This is a genomic window from Cyanobacteria bacterium FACHB-DQ100, assembly GCA_014695195.1.
Classification (GTDB): Bacteria; Cyanobacteriota; Cyanobacteriia; order Leptolyngbyales; family Leptolyngbyaceae; genus Leptolyngbya.
The window spans coordinates 1-17673 of record JACJNW010000008.1; the positions used below are offsets into that span (position 1 = coordinate 1).

Consider the following 17673-nt stretch of genomic DNA (forward strand, 5'->3'; position numbering starts at 1 on the left):
AGCGATAGTTCTGTTTGCCGTTATGGATTCTGCCATTTTTGACCGTGTGTTTTGGCTCGCAACTGGGACAGGAAAGCATGACAGCGAGAAAAACCTAAACATCGCTTATCATTTTATCCTTACTTGTTTAGGACTACCCGCAATGTTAATTGGAGCGAGTAAGCATTTGAGATCGCGATCGCAACTGCTGTCGTTCTATTTGGCTTAACCTCTGGCGCAGCACTGGCAACAGTGGTAGGTGTCTCGATTGAAGTTCCGGTGATGCTAATGCGGGTCGCAGTCTATAAACGGACAGCAGCCTGATTTCCCCGTGAACCCGAAAAAGCGACCCTGCCCCATCTGCGCTGTGTTGGGTCACGCCGCTAGATATGAGACTTCGATTTTGGCGAATCTCGGTCTAGACGTGGTGTACTACTGTTCAACTCCTTGATTGCAGAATCGTTGAATAGGAGCGCAGGAGATTGCAATTGAGCGAGCGGAGCCTGATTTGTTTTTGTGTTGCTTGCGAGTCGATGCGGACAAACTCGTTGCACATAAGCTAAAGCTTTTGGATAGCGGGTATGGTGGATCGATCTCGCTCCATCGATGCCCCACGCTGCTTCAAAACTCATCCCAGGGACTCCATTCCGTTTTTGAATTCCTAAGCGATCGTAGATATCAATTCGCGTTCCATCCTGGGTGTGCGTTGTTCCATCGCCACAGTAATCGGCACGAATCATCCGTACACAAGCTTGATGATACTCTTTGAGCGATTGCCCTTTGATCGTTTGCCAAGGTCTATAGCCTAAGCGAACACACTTTGCTAATGCACCACTTAGGCAGCTAAACGTGATGCGGTTTTCGTTCCCTTGGTAAGTGCCGCTGCGATCCCAGGTTCCTCGAAGTGCAATTGCTTTCGCCGCAAAGTGATCCGTGGCTCGACAGTAGTTTTGCCAAGCCTGGTTTTTGGTTTGATAGAACACGGTGTAAAGGTAAGTTTCTTGCTGTGGATCTTGCGGATCGAGTTCAATACTGCGAATTTGAAACTTCAAGCGATGTCCTTGGGCATCGAAGCCAACGATCGTAGTTCCCGGTGCTAGAGCACTGATCGCGGTGGCAGAACTCGGTTGAGATTTAGCAAAATTAACAATGCTAATATTAATCGCGATCGACAGGCAAAATAGAGAGCTAAACCAAGATTGTTGCATAAGCTAGGATTGCGTAAAGCGATTCAGCAGCCCATGCCTCGAATAAATCAAGACACGGGCTTAAGTCATGAGTGACAAGTCTCAAGCAGATCGCTTGAAACTGAAAACTAGAGATTATTCAATTGAAGAGACGACTGAGCCCGATCGACGGTAGAACCATCCAATGATGTGCCGTTTAGGTTAGATCCATCCAAGTTTGAACTAGAAGGCTCGTCAGATTGAAGAGACAGTTGGGTGTGATCGACGGTAGAACCATCCAATGATGTGCCGTTTAGGTTAGATCCATCCAAGTTTGAACTAGAAGGCTCGTCAGATTGAAGAGACGGTTGGGTATGATCGACGGTAGAACCATCCAGTGATGTGCCATTTTGGGTGAGTCCGGCTTTTGCGATCGATGCAAAAGACAAAACACCCAGAGTTGTCAGGATAGCAACAGTGCAGAATTGACGCTTCATAATTGTCCTCTTGTTGTGGTCATAAAGTTGAGATTTAGCGAAGCTTGAATGTAAGCTGTTCGCTTGATGTTTCTCAAGATAGAGAATAATCGGGGAGAACTAGAGGAGAAAAACTAATTTATGCCTGCTCGATTGTTGCGTTCTTGTAAGAATGCTTTAAGACGCGGGATGAATTACCTTACAATCGCTTTACGGCTAGGTGAGCGATAGATATGAGGGTTCTAGTAGTTGAAGATGATTTGATCGTGACAGACGCGATTGCACGATCGCTGAGTGAACACCATTACGCAGTAGACACAGCAGAGGACGGCGCGATTGGGTGGGAATGCGTTGAGAGCACAACTTATGACCTGATCCTGATTGATGTGGGATTGCCTAAATTGGATGGGATCACGCTCTGCCAGAGAATTCGCGATCGCGGTTGTGGAACCCCAATCTTATTGATGACCGCCAAAGATGACAGCACCTATCGGATTCGAGGCTTAGATTCAGGGGCAGATGACTATTTAGCAAAGCCATTCGACTTGGGAGAGCTTCAAGCCCGAGTTAGAGCCTTGTTGAGACGGGGAACGGTAGCAGCAAGCCCAGTTTTGACCATTGGAAAATTACAGCTCGATCCGCGATCGTGCCAAGTCACCTATGCTGAGAAACTACTGCCGCTGACACCGAAAGAGTATAGTTTGCTCGAATTGTTTCTACGCCATCCTAGTCGCGTTTTTAGCTGTGGAGACATTATCGAGCATCTTTGGACGTTTGACGATCCACCCCAGGAAGAGAGCGTCAAATCCCACATCAAAGGATTGCGGCAGAAGCTAAAAGCAGGCGGTGCAGTCGATTGGATTGAGAACGTGTATGGGTTAGGATATCGATTGCGCGAAGGCATTGAAGCCAATCAGGAACAATCCGCACAGTCCTATGACAATCAGGTTGCACAGCTTTGGGAGCAGTATCGTGGGTTAATGGCAGAACGATTTGCGGTGCTGCAACAATCGGCCCATACTTACCCCTTACCAATTGAACTGCGAGAAGCAGCAGAACGCGCTGCTCATAAATTAGCGGGGGTTTTAGGGATGTTCGATCGAGATGAAGGAACACAGATTGCTCGACAGCTTGAAAAACAGTTTGAAGGACAAGCCGAATTACCAGCGGAAGAAGTGCGATCGCTGGTTCGACGCTTGGGTGATATTCTGAATCTTTCGGCTCCGGTCGAAACGAGTGGAAGCCCCCTAAATCTTCCAAAAATAGATGAGTTTGAATCTGAAGTCCCCCGCGATGGGAAAGATTCTAAATCATCTCTCCGCTCTTGGACGGTTCTGGCAGTCGATGATGATCCGATCGTTCTTGCCACCTTGAAACAGCTTCTTGAACCTTGGGGAATGTGCTTAACAGGAATCGATAATCCACTGCAATTTTGGACGGTTTTATCAGCGATCAATCCCGATCTGCTGATTCTGGATGTCGAAATGCCGCAGATGAATGGGGTTGCACTTTGTCAGGCGATTCGAGCAAATCCAGCTTGGCAAAGTTTACCGATCGTCTTTCTCACTGCTCATCAAGATACTGCAACCGTTCAACAAATCTTTGCAGCCGGAGCCGATGACTATGTTGTCAAACCGATTGTTGGGCAAGAATTACTTTCACGGCTCACCCAACGGTTAGAACGATTGCGCCTGCTACAAACACTGAGCACCAAAGATTCGATTACCGGACTGGCAAATCAGTTTTATTCGAGTCAAGCGATCGAAGCTCAATTCCGCAACCATCAAACAACTTACCTTGCAATTCTCTACATTCCCATGCTAAGACAAATCAACATTCAGCAGGGACACACGATTGGAAATCAGATTCTCAAGCAAACTGGGCAATGCTTGCAAGCTAGTTTTTGTAACGGCGAAATTCTCGGCTATTGGAGAAACGGTGAATTTATAATTGCCAGTTCTCAAACCACAAAAGCAAAGTTTCATGAGCAGTTATCAGAAGTCATCGCAATGCTGCAACGACAACCGTTTGAAGCTCCGAATCTGATTTATCGTTCTGCCGTAGTGAACTATCCAACCGATGGACTCACGCTACGATCGCTCTATCAAACTGCAAGTCTCTGCTTAGAAGGATCAATTCATGAGTGAAGCACTAACCCCTCAAGCTCAACACCTGCAACGTGAAGACTTAATTACGGTTTTAGAAACCGCTGTGGATTTAATTGGTATTGCTGACGCAACAGGACGCACTCTCTATTTCAACCAGGCTGCACGTCGAGTATTAGGATTTGGGGATACCGAAGACTTATCGCAAAAAACTATTTCAGAATATCATCCGCCCGAAGTCGCTAAAGTTTTGTTGGAAGAAGCTTTTCCGATCGCGCTTCGAGACGGAATCTGGGCTGGAGAAACAGTTCTTCTCACACGAGATCAACGAGAAATTTCAGCTTCTCAAATCATTGTCACGCACAAAAATCCAGATGGATCGCTCAAATTTGTCTCCACGATTTTGCGAGATATCACCGAGCAGAAAGCCATTGAAGAACAACTGCGTCGTAGTAATGCTCTACTGAAAGCACAACAAGAAGCGTCGATCGATGGCATCTTGGTGGCAGATGAACATCGCAATATCGTGGACTACAATCAAAAGTTTTGCGAAATCTGGCGACTGCCTCAGATTTTACCAACTCAAAATTCTCGGCGGGTTGCCGAAATGGTTGCAAATCAGCTTGAAGACTCAGACGCTTTTTTAGCACGCATCGAAGCGCTTTATCAAAACTTAGACGAAGTTCTTTACGATGAGCTTTCGTTGAAAGATGGGCGGACGATCGAACGTCACAGCAAAGCTGTCAAATCTTCTACTGGCGAGTACTATGGACGCATTACATTCTTTCGAGATATTAGCGATCGCAAACAAACCGAAGCGGCTTTGCAACGCAGCGAACAACACTTTCGCAACATTGTAGAAAACGCAAATGATATTTTATTTGTCAATACACCAGAGGGAATTTTTAGCTACGTTTCGCCAAACGTCATCAACGTCATGGGCTACTTGCCCGAAGAAATGATTGGGAAACCATTCCCTCAATTTCTGCATCCTGACGATGCTGAACTGTGTTTTAAGCTGAACCAACAGATGGTCGAGACCCGTGAACCGCAAGCCGGGATTGAATGTCGATCTCTTTACAAAGACGGCAGTTACCGATGGCAAGTCGTCAACGTTGCACCGACTCTTGGAGTGGACGGAGAATTACAAATCATTGGCGTAGCGCGAGACATTCACGATCGTAAATTAACTGAAGAAGCCTTGCGTCTGAGTGAAGCGCGATATCGGGCTTTTGTGACGGCAACGGCTCAAGCTGTTTGGATGACCAACGCGGTCGGAGAAGTGGTCGAAGATATTCCGCTTTGGTGTGCGTTAACTGGACGCAGCCAAGCCAGCGCAAATGGATGGGGATGGCTCGAGAGCATTCACCCAGACGATCGAGCAACGACCGCAGAAGTTTGGCTAGAAGCAGTTCGCTCTGGGAAAGTTTACGAAGTAGAGCAACGCATTCAAGTGGCATCCGGCGAGTATCGATTGTTTTCAGTTCGGGGCGTGCCCATCCTCGATGAGCAAGGCAACATTCAAGAATGGATCGGAACCAAAACCGATATCACGGAACAAAAACAAGCTGAAGCAATATTGCTTCAGCAGAATGGGCTGTTGCAAGCTCAACAAAAAGCTTTACAGGAGAAAGAAGCACAATATCGCACGATCTTTGAGGCAATTACTGATGCCTTGTTCATCCTAGATCTTGACACAATCACTGTGGTCGAAGTGAACCCTGCTACTTGCCAAATGCATGGGTACTCATACGAGGAGTTTTTAACGTTACATCCATCGGAGTATATTCATCCAGACAGTATATCGGTATTTCATAGCTTTCTCGAAGCAATGACCTTAAAGCAGCCGTTCTGTGGTGAAGCAGTTGATGTTCGCAAGGATGGCAGCCTGGTTGATGTTGAAGTTAAAGGAACCACTTGTTTTTACAATGGAAAACCGCATGTTTTAGCGATGGTGCGTGATATTAGCGATCGTAAAGGTGCCGAAAGAGCGCTGCAACGTCGAGCGAGGTTAGATCATTTACTCAGCTATCTTTCTCGGCAGTTTATTGACCAGGATGCAGAAACCGCGATTCATCTTGCTTTAGAATCGATCGCGCGTCATATTGGCGCAGAACGAGGCACAATCTTCGAGTACAACGCTGACCAGACGAGATGCCAATTAGTGTACGAATGGTGTGGTGATGGAATTACGCCGCTCACTCCCGAAGCAAGAGTGTCGAGCGTGCCTGAGCATCCACATTTGCATCAGCACTTTTTATCGGGACAAGCCTTGCATACGGTTGATGTTCAGACGATGCCAGAAACACCAGAGCGAGAGCTATTTACCCGTCAGTCGATTCAATCGGTGCTGGGAGTTCCTGTGATCTATCGAGGGCAGGTGACTGGCTTTTTGGGAATAGACACGGTTCATTTTCAGAAAGATTGGGGCCAGGAAGATATCAACTGTCTTAAGCTTGTGAGCGAACTGATTGCGATCGGACGAGCAAGACACAAAGCCGAAACCGATTTACGCATTGCTAAGGAAGCGGCTGAGGCAGCAAATCTAGCAAAGAGTACATTCTTAGCTAACATGAGCCATGAGTTACGCACACCCTTGAATGCAATTCTAGGCTTTTCGCAGCTGATCGAACGCGATGCTACCCTTCCTGATCGCCAACGCGATTCTCTTGCCATTATCAATCGCAGTGGTGAACACTTGCTGAATTTAATCAATGATGTGTTAGAGATGTCAAAGATCGAAGCAGGACGAACAACCTTGAATGTAGTTTCTTTTGATCTGCATCATCTTTTACAGACGATACAAGAGATGTTCTTGATTCGAGCGAAAGCAAAGAAACTCGCGCTGAACTTTGCGATCGCGCCCAATCTGCCTCAGTACATTCAAACCGATGAAAACAAACTGCGCCAAGTCCTAATTAATTTGCTGAGCAATGCCCTGAAATTTACAGACAGTGGCAGCATTACGCTAGAAGCTACCGTGCAGTCAGAATTAACGCTGCAATTCAAAGTTCAAGATACGGGACAGGGAATTGCTCCAGAAGAATTTGAGCAGCTATTTCGCCCATTTATCCAAACCAGTAGCGGTTCTCAACTACGAGAAGGCACAGGGCTTGGATTAACCATTAGTCGCCGATTTGTGCGATTGATGGGCGGAGAGATGCACATTGAATCAACTGTGGGACAAGGATCAACGTTTTCCTTTGAAATTCAAATCGCGATCGCGAATCCGGCAGAAGTTGCACCTACCTCGACTTCAAAGCGAGTGCTGCAACTAGCACCAGAGCAACCCCAATATCGAATTTTAGTCGTTGACGATCGCTCTGAGAATCGAGATTTCGTCGAGCAATTGTTAACAATGGTGGGATTTGAAACCCAATCAGCCGTGAATGGAGAAGATGCGATCGCACAATGGCAGCAATGGCAACCTCACCTGATTTTGATGGATATGCGAATGCCGATCGTGAATGGTTATGAGGCAACTCGGCAAATCCGGGTGCTTGAATCGGCTCAAACTCGACCTAAGATTCTGGCATTAACCGCCAGTGCCTTTGAAGAACAACGCGCTTCAGTTCTGGCGGCTGGCTGCGATGATTTTCTAGCAAAACCCTTTCGAGAAGCTCACTTATTTGAGAAACTCGCGAAGCATCTTGGGGTGAACTATCTGTATGAAGAAGATAACGAACATCCAATTGATTCATCGCCTGAGTTAACGTTAACTCGTGTAATGCTTGCGACAATGCCTCAAGATTGGATTGCACAACTGCATCAAGCCTCGCTTGCTGTCGATGCTGACCGAATCCTGCAATTGGTTCAGCAAATCCCAGAGACGAATCAACGAGTTGCGATCGCACTAACGGAGTTAGTTCAAAAGTTTTGTTTTGACGAAATTACTGAGCTTTCTCAATAAACTATCTCGATCGCAACCATCCAGCCGATGTTCTTCCTAACGAGATTCAGCACGATAAACTGTTTCAACAGTTTTGTCGTAGAGTTGATTGATTTGTTGAAAGAGTGGATTGTTAGGATCGATCGCGGATTTGCAATCTGAAATTTCTTCAACGGTCTGTTTAATAAGGAAGCGGTACAACGTTAAGGATCTTTAATCGGTTCAGCCTTGGTGCTTTGAATCAGAGAGAGTGCTGTGACGGACTGAACCGAGGTTGAAACTACACCGCCGAAGAGTAGCAAACTGATAGTCGCTCGAAGGAAAAGAGAAGCATTCATAATGATTGAATCTGTGGCGATGGATTCAGTGTAGCGATCGCACTCCGATTCATTCGGCTAATACCAGATTGATTTGTGGATGCGACAGATTCTCGCCCCCTAAATCCCCCAGAATGGGGGACTTTGAGTATGATCTGTCGCATTCTATGTTTAATTCGGTATAAGTTGCAGAAATTGCAACATCGACCTAAAAAATGAATGCTAGGACGGTGTTCTAGCATTCATGTCTATGCTGCACAGGTTTAAACGTAAGGGTTAAGCACTCCGCCAGCGACGAGCGAATTCAGTTAAAGTAGCCGTCGAAATTTGGGTTTGCAGCCAATCTAAAGCGCGGGTTTGATGCGGCTTTTCAGTCGGATTGTAAGCATCGAACATCTTCCACAAGTAGCGTTGATCGACTAATTTTCTGAGAGTTGCCCAAGTGAGGTTGCCCACAATGCCATCTGTGGTTAAAGCATTGTTGCGCTGGAACTGGATCACGGCTGCCTGTGTTTTCGCACCAAAACTACCATCGACAAGCAGCTTCGCTCCGGTTTTATTTAATAATTGTTGCAAATCGTAGACGGCTGCACCTGTGCTATTGAGTCGTAGCACTGGATCAGGAGAAACGGCTTGATTTTCCCACCGTTGAGTGAAGGCGCGAAAAGTCGGATAGGACAGTTGGGTTTCTAACCAGTTGACAGCTCCGGATTGATGCTGGTATTTGAACGGCTCGAAATAGCGGCAAACTGCTTTGAGATCGATCGCAGAGGCTTGTAAGTTCACTTGAGTTGATTCCATGATTTGCTTCCTTGGTGTTGTACACCGGATAGTTGAGTGAATGTGAAAGGACAATAGCGGCTACTTGAGCCAGGACAACGATCGCACAATCTTCGTTGCTTCATTTGGCGTAATCGTATTGCGGCACTGAGCAGATGCACCTTTGTAATAAGACTTCTGTACTATTTCAGCTCCGCTAATGCGATAGAACGGACTCACTCCCGCCCAATCTGTTAATAAATTGGGCTGTGGCGAGTTAAGCTGCTGCGATGAGGGCATTTTGAATTCGCCATTCTGCTCACCAAACAAGAGTGAAGTTTCACCAAATAATTGAGTATTGATTTTGACTTCATATTCGGCTGGAACCCCACCGATACCACCACCGGTGGCTTCGATCGCAAAACAGCGATCTTGTTGCGCGTTACGATAAACAATGCCGTATTGCGGCCCAAATCGACACGTGCCTTTATCCGAACGAGGTGCATTGGCAGGGCAAGGTTTAACCTCGACTTTGCTAACGGTGTAACCCGCAGGGATGAAGCTGGGGACTGCGATCGCGATTCCTAATGACTTCAATGAGGCTTGCTGCTTCGGGGTTAGGCTTCCTGATTGATTCGCAGGCTGACCGAAAGCAATCCCCACGCCCGGAGAAATTTGATCAGCGACGATCGCAGTTCCATTCACGATGGTTCCGGGTGCAACTTCTGGAGCCGTCGAAGGATTACTCGGATAAGCTGAACCATCAAATTTCAAGCTGTGGTAGCTTGGCTTTCCACCCCCGCCTCCGACAAACAGCACGATATCCCGCCAACCTTTCGTTTTTTGGGTGCTAACGACGATCGGGTTATTGACGATCGTATGTCGTGAAATCAGGCTGTAACCCTGTCCCGTTGTTCTGAAAATCAGCATCGTACAGCCACCCGTGCCACAAGTTGTTGATCCAACGAGATATACGATCTTTTCATTGCGTCCATCACCATCTAAGTCGATCGAGTTGTAAAGATAGCGAATAGTCGTAACATCTCCGCTTAGCTCTCGACGAATGGCTTCTTCTAACCCTGGGTGGGATTGAGTTTCTGAAAATTTATAGTTCAACGCTCGAAAGCGAATTCCATTGACGTTTGGCAGAGCTTGCATCGGTCGATCTAAGCGCTGTGCAACCTTAAGCGCATGATTGCCTTCAGAAAGTTGCGCTTGTGCTAAAGCAGGAATTTTTGGAGATTCATTCAAGCCTAAACCAAGCGCAACGGTAAACGACATCAGAAAGCGGTATAGTTTCATAGCGATTTTTAAGAGAGTGCAGAAGGCTTACCGTTTTACTGCTTCAATGATGCTAAGCATTGAGGGTGTTGGGATTACGCGCGTAAGTTCAAAGCCGTTTGATCGTAACAACGATCGATACTCTGCTTCAGTGCGTTCCCGTCCGCCCGTCATCAACAGCATAATCACGTCAATGAGTTTTACTGGAGCAGGTTCATTTCCGGGTGGAATAATGCCTTCAACCAGCAGCAGCTTGCTCTGATCGCTCATCGCGCGATGACAATTTCTCAGAATGATCGAGGACTTTTCATCGTCCCAATCATGAATGATCCATCGCATCAGGTAAGCATCGCCCCCCGTTGGCACAGACTCAAAGAAGTTTCCGGCAACGGGTTGAATATTCTCATCTACACTGACAGTCGCAATGATTTCGGACAGATCAAATAAGATGCCTTTGAGGTGAGGATGTGAGCGCAAAATCGCCGAAATCAAACTTCCTTGCGCTCCACCCACATCGACGATCGTTCTAAATTCAGAAAAGTCATAGCTTGCAGCGACCGCTTCGGCGATCGCAGTCCCCATACTGGTCATCGATTGCGAGAATACCCTCCCCGCCTCAGGATGTTGAGCATAGTAATCCCAGACCGGCATTCCTGCTGCGGCATCAAACGCAACCTCGCCCGTTTTCAGGCTGTGCAACCCGTTGCTCCAGCCTAAAGAATGGTCATCTCCCATCTGTGCCATTGCAGCATATCGCATTGAGCCAGGACTATCGCTCTTGAGTGTTGCACCCAACGGAGTCAGTGCAAAACATTGATCCGAAACTTCGGTAAAGATGCCGACACTGGCCAAGGCGCGTAGGAGTCGGTAGAGCGATCGCGGATCAGTCTGTGTTCCTGCTGCAAGTTGAGCAATCGTTTTCGGCTGATCATCAAACAAATCCGCAACGCCTAACTTTGCAGCAAGATGAATCGATCGAGCAACCCAAAAGCCACCGATCAAACTCAGCATTGTCTCTTGCGGAGCAACTTCTACTCTTTCCATCGTCATCATGATTCTTTTCGCTCCAGTTAATTCCTAAGCTTCAACAAGTTGGGACGCAGCCTGATTCAGGAATGCCTCATAGCTAGCAGCGAATTGTAGGTATTCCTTTGCCATTTCGGGAGTGAGCAATTCGAGCATAAATTTGTTTTCTACCCAAAATTCCATCACTTTAAAGGGACCGCGATCGCACAATCGCACCAGCCATCCTTCGCGATCAGCGATTTGTGTAATCTGTGCTTGCGAGACCGTGACCGAAAGAGCAGCATGAACAGACGTAAAGGTTTGAGCATTTCCTGAAGAGAAGCCAACTTGGTCTAGCTCTGGAGTCAATTGAGTATCAGCCGGATAAAGCTCGATTCCGGTTCCGAAGCCATCATCGACGATAACGATATAGCTTCCTTCATGAGGAGGGAAGGGAAAACAACGACCCTGCAACACTTCTGCTAGAACATTAGCAACATGCAACGGATGATTCACAGCGATTGAAATGTGATGAAACATAGTAACCTCTTACTTCTGGTTTACTGATGTCTCTTACAGTAGGCAACGATCGAGGAGAAGTCGGGGAATTTTCAACTCGTTTCGTTCATGAATCGGGGAAATCCGTTTTTTTGCTGAGATTACTTTAGAGACTGGTAATCTCACCTTAAGATCTAGTGAGAGTTCCAATGAAATTCTGCAATGCCTGAGCCTACACCAAAAGCCGACATTCTAGTCATTGACGATACGCCGGAAAATCTCAATCTGTTATCAACCCTGCTGATTGAACACGGCTACAAGGTTCGCAGCGTTACGAAGGGTTCGACGGGCATTCGAGGCGCTCAAGTAATGCCGCCGGATTTAATTCTGCTCGATGTGAATATGCCGCAGATGAGCGGATACGAAGTTTGCCAACATCTTAAATCCGACGATCGTACCCGTGATATTCCCATCATTTTTATCAGTGCTTTAGAAGCCGTGAGCGACAAAGTAAAGGCGTTTCAAGCAGGCGGTGTCGATTACATTACAAAACCGTTTCAGATCGAAGAAGTCTTGGCTCGAATTGAAACCCATCTCACGTTGAGACGACTTCAGAATCAACTGCAATCTCAAAACGAACAACTTCAGCAAGAAATTCGCGAACGCTTGCGCGTCGAAGACGAACGCAAACACGCAGAGGAAAAATTTGCCACCATTTTTCAACAAAGCCCTAATCCGATCGCGATCGTGACCGTTCCTGAAGGGCAATTAATTGAAGTAAATCCTAGCTTTCTCAGCATTAGTGGTTACACACGAGATCAAGTCATCGGCAGTTCGATTACAAAGCTACATTTAGGTCACGATTCAGCCACTTTTCTGCGTCGTCTTCAAACCACAGAAACCTTTCATAACTTAGAATTTGAACTGCTTACCCACTCCGGCAATGTTAAAAGTATTTTGCTATCCTTCGATCGCATTGAACTAAATGGAACAACTTGCGCTTTACTGATTGCAAACGACATCACCGAGCGTAAACGTCTCGAAAACGAATTTATTTCCTTAGTTAGCCATGAGCTACGCACTCCTTTAACCTCAATGATGGGAGCGCTTGATTTACTCAGTAGTGGACAGTTAGGCAGCTTGACTGAGCAAGGGCAGCAAGTTCTTAATATCGGCATAAAAAATGCAGAACGCTTGATCCGGTTAATCAATGACATTCTCGACCTCGAACGGATTCGCTCTGGCAAAATTACGATGAATCGGCGATCGTGCAATCTCGCTGACTTGATGACTCAGGCAACTGAAGAAATGCAAGCAATGGCGGATCGCTCTGAGATTCAATTGAGTACAGAACCAATGTCGATTTTGCTCAATGCTGATCCCGATCGCATTGTGCAAACCTTGACCAATCTTCTGAGTAATGCAATTAAGTTCTCATCTGCCCAAACAACAGTTCAGATGCGGGCTTGCAGTTCAGATCACGCTTCAAGTGTCTGTATTAGTGTTTGCGACCAAGGGCGAGGCATTCCCTCCCACCAGATCCAGACTATCTTTGAGCGATTTCAGCAGGTAGATGCCTCGGATGCTCGTCAAAAAGGCGGAACCGGACTTGGACTTGCCATTTGTCGTAATATCATCGAGCAGCATGGGGGCAGAATTTGGGTAGAAAGCACCGAGAACCAGGGCAGCACATTCTATATTGAATTGCCGCTTGACATTTAATTAATTCAACCGTGTTTCCCCGACTTCTCCCCGATTCAGCGATACCTTATAAGCATTAGGTTGTTAGAGGATTGCGATGCATAAGCAAATTTTGATTGTGGATGACGAAGAAGATGTGCGAGCGATCGCAACACTCGGTCTCCAAATGGGAGCGGGCTGGGAAGTTCTCACTGCTAGCTCCGGAGCACAAGGAATTGCGATCGCAGCTCAACATCACCCCGATGCAATTCTGCTCGATCTGATGATGCCGAATATGGACGGTCGCGCCACTTTACAGCACCTCAAGCAACAACCTGAAACTCAATCCATTCCTGTAATTCTAATGACCGCTAAAGTGCAAGCCTCAGAGCAGCACAATCTCTATGATTTAGACGTTGCAGCTATTTTTACGAAACCCTTTCGTCCGCTTACCCTTGCCCAACAGATTATTGATGCTTTGACTTGGCGCTAAGTCGTTTGAGTACCTTCGCATACTAACAGCCCGGTTTCGAGATCAGTCCGAAACGACGGGCTTTGTCTGTTTAGCCCCAAATTTCAGTCATCACGACCCTAACCAATCACCCCGATTTCTCCCTGATCTAGCGCTAATCTGTCAGCATTTACTTTCTCAAGGAGTACTGTAATGAACCATGCTGACTTCATGCAAATTGCATTTCAAGCAAGCTCTTTATGGGAGCAATTCAATCATCATTGGGGGCAACCTTCCCTAGACCATCAAACTCAGCAGACCGATGCAATTTTACAACGGTGGTGTGAAACTGCCGCTCAAGGGAATTGGGAAAAGTTTGAGAAACGGTTAGCGTGGGATGGGTTAGACAGCGCAACTGTAAAGGCTGTTTTGGCAGCATCCACAATCAATCCAAAGGACGAACCAGCAAACCCTTTACCTAACTCCGGCTGGATAGAAACACTCCAGGCGATCGTCCGAATGGCTTTAGAACAAAGCTTGAACGATCGTAAAACCATCGCACTTCCTATAGAGCCAGAAAAACCGCTCCCGTTTGAAGATATTTTGCTCCCTGTTCTTTTAGCTGCTCGTCAAAAGCTATGGGCACAGATAAACCCAACCGCCATGCAGGTTCTATCCGAAGGTGCTTATCTTCAGATAGAACGCCAATTTTTGCAACAACTAATCGCACTTTGCACTCCTACCTTGGATGCTGAGTTTTCGCGCTTTCGTCCACTCGGACAGACCTTACTGAATCGATTCATCACGCCTCAAGAACAGCTCAGTACAACTTATTACCGTGCCTTTGTTGAAAAGCAGTTATCAGATGGACTGCTCACTCTGTTCCAAACCTACCCTGTTTTAGGGAGATTGATTGCGACAACGGTTGATTTTTGGGTGAGTGCGATCGCGGATTTTCTTCAGCACCTCAATACCGATTGGGCTGATTTGCAACATACCTTCGCAGATTCAGCACCCCTCAGACAAGTGACGCAAGTGGAATCGTCGCTTTCTGATGCCCACCATCAAATGCGAACAGTGATCGCGCTGACCTTTGATTCAGGATTAAAACTAATCTATAAACCGAGAGATCTAGGATTGGAAGTTGCCTATCAACACCTCCTCGCTTGGTGCAATGAACAGAGTGAATTACTTCCGTTCAGAGTGTTGCGCGTTCTCGATCGCACCACTCATGGTTGGGTCGAATATGTAGAGCAGTTACCGTGTCAGGACGAACTTGCTGCCCAGCGTTTTTATCAGCGATCGGGAATGTTGCTCTGTCTGCTCTATGTCTTACGAACGACCGATTGTCACTATGGTAATTTGATCGCGAGCGGAGAGCATCTCGTTTTAGTTGACATGGAAGCATTGATGCATCCTACTGCTGATCCCTTGGTTGAAAGCTGGAACTCAACCAATGCTCAGAATGGCAGTGATCAACGGTTTTGGGATTCGGTGCTGCGAACAGGACTTTTGCCTCAGTGGGAACTCAATAAGCAAAATCGAGTTGCCTTTGATATTAGCGGTTTGGGCAGTGTTGATCCTCAACAAGCACCACGAAAGATGCCTTGCTGGAAAGCAATTAATACCGATGATATGCGGCTAGTATATGAATCCGTGACCTTGCCGCTAGAAGCAAATGTGCCAGTTTTAAATGGGACACCGCTCTCCCCTAACAATTATCTTCCCCAATTGCTCGAAGGGTTTGAGGAAATGTATCGTTTCTTGCTACAGCAACGCGCATCATTGCTGGATAGTGATTCGCCTTTAAGCAACTTAAAGCACCAACGGGTAAGATTTGTCTTCCGCGCGACTCAAATTTACGATGCGATTAAGCAAAAGTCGCTATCTCCTCAGTTTCTCCGCAACGGCATCGATCGTAGTATTGAACTAGATGTTCTTAGCCGTGCTTTTTTAGTATCACCGACTAAGCCAAAAGCATGGGCGATTCTACAGGCAGAACGGAAATCATTAGAACAGCTTGATATTCCCCATTTTGAAGTAAGAGCAGAAGACGTTGCGTTAATGTCGGGTTCGCAAACTGTTGTAGAACAATACTTTCAGCATTCTAGCTTTAGCGAGGTAGAAGCGCAGCTTCAGCAACTGAGTGAGGGTGATCTAGCGCGGCAAGTAACATTGATTCGGGGTGCCTTTTGTGCGCGAATTGCCCGTGTTCCAAACCGCGATCGCACGTCTCCGATCCAGACGATCAACAATATTGCATCTCCTACGGCTGAATTGTTTTTACGCGAGGCAGAAGCGATCGCAGCGGAAATCGAGAATGCTGCGCTGCTCGAACCAGATGGCAGTGCCAGTTGGATTGCCCTAACCTATTTGCCTGAAGTCGAGCGATTCCAGTTCCGTCCTCTGGGAGACACACTGTACGATGGCAGGAGCGGAATTGCCTTATTTTTGGCGGCAATGAGTATGATAACAGGACGATCGCGGTATCGTTCCTTGGCACTCAGCGCACTAGGATCTCTGCGATCGTGGATGCATCATTCCGATATTGAGCTTTCTCAAAAAGTCGCAAACAGCTTGGGAATCGGTGGCGCAACAGGTTTAGGGTCTTTGATCTACGCCTTAGTTCGGATCAATCAATTCTTGCAAGAACCGACGCTGTTAGAAGATGCAGAGCGGATTGCGCGCTATATCACTCCAGAACTGATCGCAACAGATCATCAACTAGACATTCTTGGAGGTGCGGCGGGTGCAATTTTGGGATTGCTCACACTATACGAGGTCAGTAGCGATCCGAAAGTCTTAGCAGCAGCAGAATACTGTGGTCATCACCTCCTCACGCATCAAGTTAGCATCAATGACTTGCCTAAAAGCTGGAAAACAATTAGTGAAACACCGCTGACTGGCTTTTCTCATGGAGCAGCAGGCATCGCCTATGCTCTGCTAAGGCTTTATCGCGTCACCCGAAATCGCTGCTATTTTGAGGCTGCCCAAGAAGGGATAGCCTACGAGCGGCATCACTTCTCCGCACAGGTGAGAAATTGGGCAGATCTGCGGCACAAGCAGCCCAACTTCATGACGAGTTGGTGTCATGGCGCTCCAGGAATTGGATTGGCTCGGATGGGAAGCTTATTGATGCTAGAAACCGATTCAGAACGGAATGAGGCACAGCAAGAGATTAGAATTGCACTAGAAACGACAATGAACTATCCACAGGCGATCGATCATCTTTGCTGTGGCAATTTTGGTCGAGTTGAGGCACTATTGCTAGCTGAACAACTTGATGCCCGATCAGGCTGGAAAGAGAAAGCTAAGCAACAGGCAGCTTGGACAATCTCAAAATCAGAGCAAGCTGGCGGATATCAGCTATTTTTAGATTTGCCAACGATGTTTAATCCTGGTTTCTTCCAGGGAACGGCTGGGATTGGCTACCAGTTGTTGCGCTTAGCGAATCCAGAAGCATTGCCATCAGCGCTACTGTGGCACTGAACTCAACCAAGTAGCATTTCTTCAAATGACCCGAATAGCAAAGCTATTCGGGTTTTCTATTGCAGTAGTGCTTTCGGGGCTTATTGCCTCCCCCAGAACTACTCTTTTTAACTGAATTATCTCCTCTAGTTCTTCCCTTTCCTTCTCTATTGTTAAAAGCATCGAAGCCAAGAGGTTACGCAACAGACAAAAACCATCTGCAACTCAAACGTTTCGATATTCACTTACACACACATTCTGTACAAGGAGTTTCATCATGGCAAAGAGCCTAGAACAGTTCAATCAAGTTCTTCTGAACGACTCGACGATTCAAGAGCAACTGAAGGTTTCAATTGACCAAGCAGGGTTTGCAAAGCTGATGGTTAAGCTAGGAGCAGAAAAAGGCTATAGCTTCACCACTGCTGATGTAGAAGAACAGATTTCTGCGGGTCAAGCGCTAGGAGTACGAGATCTCTGCAACGAGGAGTTAGAAGCAGTTGCCGGAGGACTGCAAGCTGCCTATACCGGAGGCTGTGATGGTCGGGGCTGGACAAGTTTGTTTGGTTGGTGCCGCGAAAACTAATTGATCGAAGATCGAG

The 17673-nt window shown here is 46.8% G+C and carries 12 protein-coding genes and 1 pseudogene; 7 read left to right on the top strand and 6 right to left on the bottom strand.

The features are described 5' to 3' along the window. The first annotated feature begins 136 nt into the window (after nucleotides 1-136). Nucleotides 137-303, top strand: a pseudogene (locus H6F51_01505) (arsenical-resistance protein). A 59-nt stretch (nucleotides 304-362) separates the two neighbouring features. Here H6F51_01505 and H6F51_01510 read toward each other — a convergent pair. Beyond that, nucleotides 363-1187 (bottom strand): hypothetical protein, encoded by an 825-nt coding sequence (locus H6F51_01510; GenBank protein ID MBD1821197.1) that lies wholly within the window; start codon nucleotides 1185-1187, stop codon nucleotides 363-365. 107 nt (nucleotides 1188-1294) lie between these two features. Beyond that, nucleotides 1295-1642 (bottom strand): hypothetical protein, encoded by a 348-nt coding sequence (locus tag H6F51_01515; GenBank protein MBD1821198.1) that lies wholly within the window; start codon nucleotides 1640-1642, stop codon nucleotides 1295-1297. 212 nt (nucleotides 1643-1854) lie between these two features. Between H6F51_01515 and H6F51_01520 the strand changes: the two genes are divergently transcribed. Beyond that, complete coding sequence (locus H6F51_01520; protein ID MBD1821199.1) at nucleotides 1855-3768, top strand: response regulator; 1914 nt, start codon at nucleotides 1855-1857, stop codon at nucleotides 3766-3768. Continuing rightward, entirely contained in the window at nucleotides 3761-7636 is a 3876-nt protein-coding gene (locus H6F51_01525) for a PAS domain S-box protein (GenBank protein MBD1821200.1), read from the top strand. Before H6F51_01520 ends, H6F51_01525 begins: the two co-directional genes overlap by 8 nt. A 572-nt stretch (nucleotides 7637-8208) precedes the next feature. Here the strand turns inward: H6F51_01525 and H6F51_01530 are convergent. Genes H6F51_01530 through H6F51_01545 form a run of 4 tightly spaced genes read right to left on the bottom strand, consistent with a single transcriptional unit; the run spans nucleotide 8209 to nucleotide 11517 of the window. After that, nucleotides 8209-8733, bottom strand: coding sequence for a peptidoglycan-binding protein (locus H6F51_01530; GenBank protein MBD1821201.1), 525 nt, complete (start codon nucleotides 8731-8733; stop codon nucleotides 8209-8211). Nucleotides 8734-8793: 60 nt separating this feature from the next. Then, nucleotides 8794-9993 carry a hypothetical protein gene (locus tag H6F51_01535; protein MBD1821202.1) on the bottom strand — a complete coding sequence of 400 codons (1200 nt, stop codon included), beginning with the start codon at nucleotides 9991-9993 and terminating at the stop codon, nucleotides 8794-8796. A gap of 27 nt (nucleotides 9994-10020) precedes the next feature. Next, entirely contained in the window at nucleotides 10021-11016 is a 996-nt protein-coding gene (locus H6F51_01540) for a methyltransferase (protein MBD1821203.1), read from the bottom strand. Between the two features lie 33 nt (nucleotides 11017-11049). After that, complete coding sequence (locus H6F51_01545) at nucleotides 11050-11517, bottom strand: hypothetical protein (GenBank protein ID MBD1821204.1); 468 nt, start codon at nucleotides 11515-11517, stop codon at nucleotides 11050-11052. 180 nt (nucleotides 11518-11697) lie between these two features. Here H6F51_01545 and H6F51_01550 point away from each other — a divergent pair, with 180 nt between their 5' ends. From H6F51_01550 to H6F51_01565, 4 genes are all read left to right on the top strand, one after another. Then, nucleotides 11698-13197 (top strand): response regulator, encoded by a 1500-nt coding sequence (locus tag H6F51_01550; protein MBD1821205.1) that lies wholly within the window; start codon nucleotides 11698-11700, stop codon nucleotides 13195-13197. Between the two features lie 76 nt (nucleotides 13198-13273). Then, nucleotides 13274-13648: a response regulator gene (locus tag H6F51_01555; GenBank protein ID MBD1821206.1), complete on the top strand. Its 375-nt coding sequence runs from the start codon at nucleotides 13274-13276 to the stop codon at nucleotides 13646-13648. 171 nt (nucleotides 13649-13819) lie between these two features. Then, on the top strand, nucleotides 13820-17095 hold the full coding sequence (gene lanM / locus H6F51_01560; protein MBD1821207.1) for a type 2 lantipeptide synthetase LanM: 3276 nt from the start codon (nucleotides 13820-13822) through the stop codon (nucleotides 17093-17095). Between the two features lie 256 nt (nucleotides 17096-17351). Further along, a complete protein-coding gene (locus H6F51_01565) occupies nucleotides 17352-17657 on the top strand; it encodes a Nif11 family protein (GenBank protein ID MBD1821208.1) in 306 nt (101 codons plus the stop codon). Nucleotides 17658-17673: the final 16 nt, after the last annotated feature.

Coding starts and splice junctions, on each gene's coding strand:
- H6F51_01545 (MBD1821204.1), bottom strand. CDS start 11,517: ATGTTTCATCACATTTCAATCGCTGTGAATCATCCGTTGCATGTTGCT.
- H6F51_01555 (MBD1821206.1), top strand. CDS start 13,274: ATGCATAAGCAAATTTTGATTGTGGATGACGAAGAAGATGTGCGAGCG.
- H6F51_01565 (MBD1821208.1), top strand. CDS start 17,352: ATGGCAAAGAGCCTAGAACAGTTCAATCAAGTTCTTCTGAACGACTCG.
- H6F51_01515 (MBD1821198.1), bottom strand. CDS start 1,642: ATGAAGCGTCAATTCTGCACTGTTGCTATCCTGACAACTCTGGGTGTT.
- H6F51_01520 (MBD1821199.1), top strand. CDS start 1,855: ATGAGGGTTCTAGTAGTTGAAGATGATTTGATCGTGACAGACGCGATT.
- H6F51_01530 (MBD1821201.1), bottom strand. CDS start 8,733: ATGGAATCAACTCAAGTGAACTTACAAGCCTCTGCGATCGATCTCAAA.
- H6F51_01510 (MBD1821197.1), bottom strand. CDS start 1,187: ATGCAACAATCTTGGTTTAGCTCTCTATTTTGCCTGTCGATCGCGATT.
- H6F51_01525 (MBD1821200.1), top strand. CDS start 3,761: ATGAGTGAAGCACTAACCCCTCAAGCTCAACACCTGCAACGTGAAGAC.
- lanM (MBD1821207.1), top strand. CDS start 13,820: ATGAACCATGCTGACTTCATGCAAATTGCATTTCAAGCAAGCTCTTTA.
- H6F51_01550 (MBD1821205.1), top strand. CDS start 11,698: ATGCCTGAGCCTACACCAAAAGCCGACATTCTAGTCATTGACGATACG.
- H6F51_01535 (MBD1821202.1), bottom strand. CDS start 9,993: ATGAAACTATACCGCTTTCTGATGTCGTTTACCGTTGCGCTTGGTTTA.
- H6F51_01540 (MBD1821203.1), bottom strand. CDS start 11,016: ATGGAAAGAGTAGAAGTTGCTCCGCAAGAGACAATGCTGAGTTTGATC.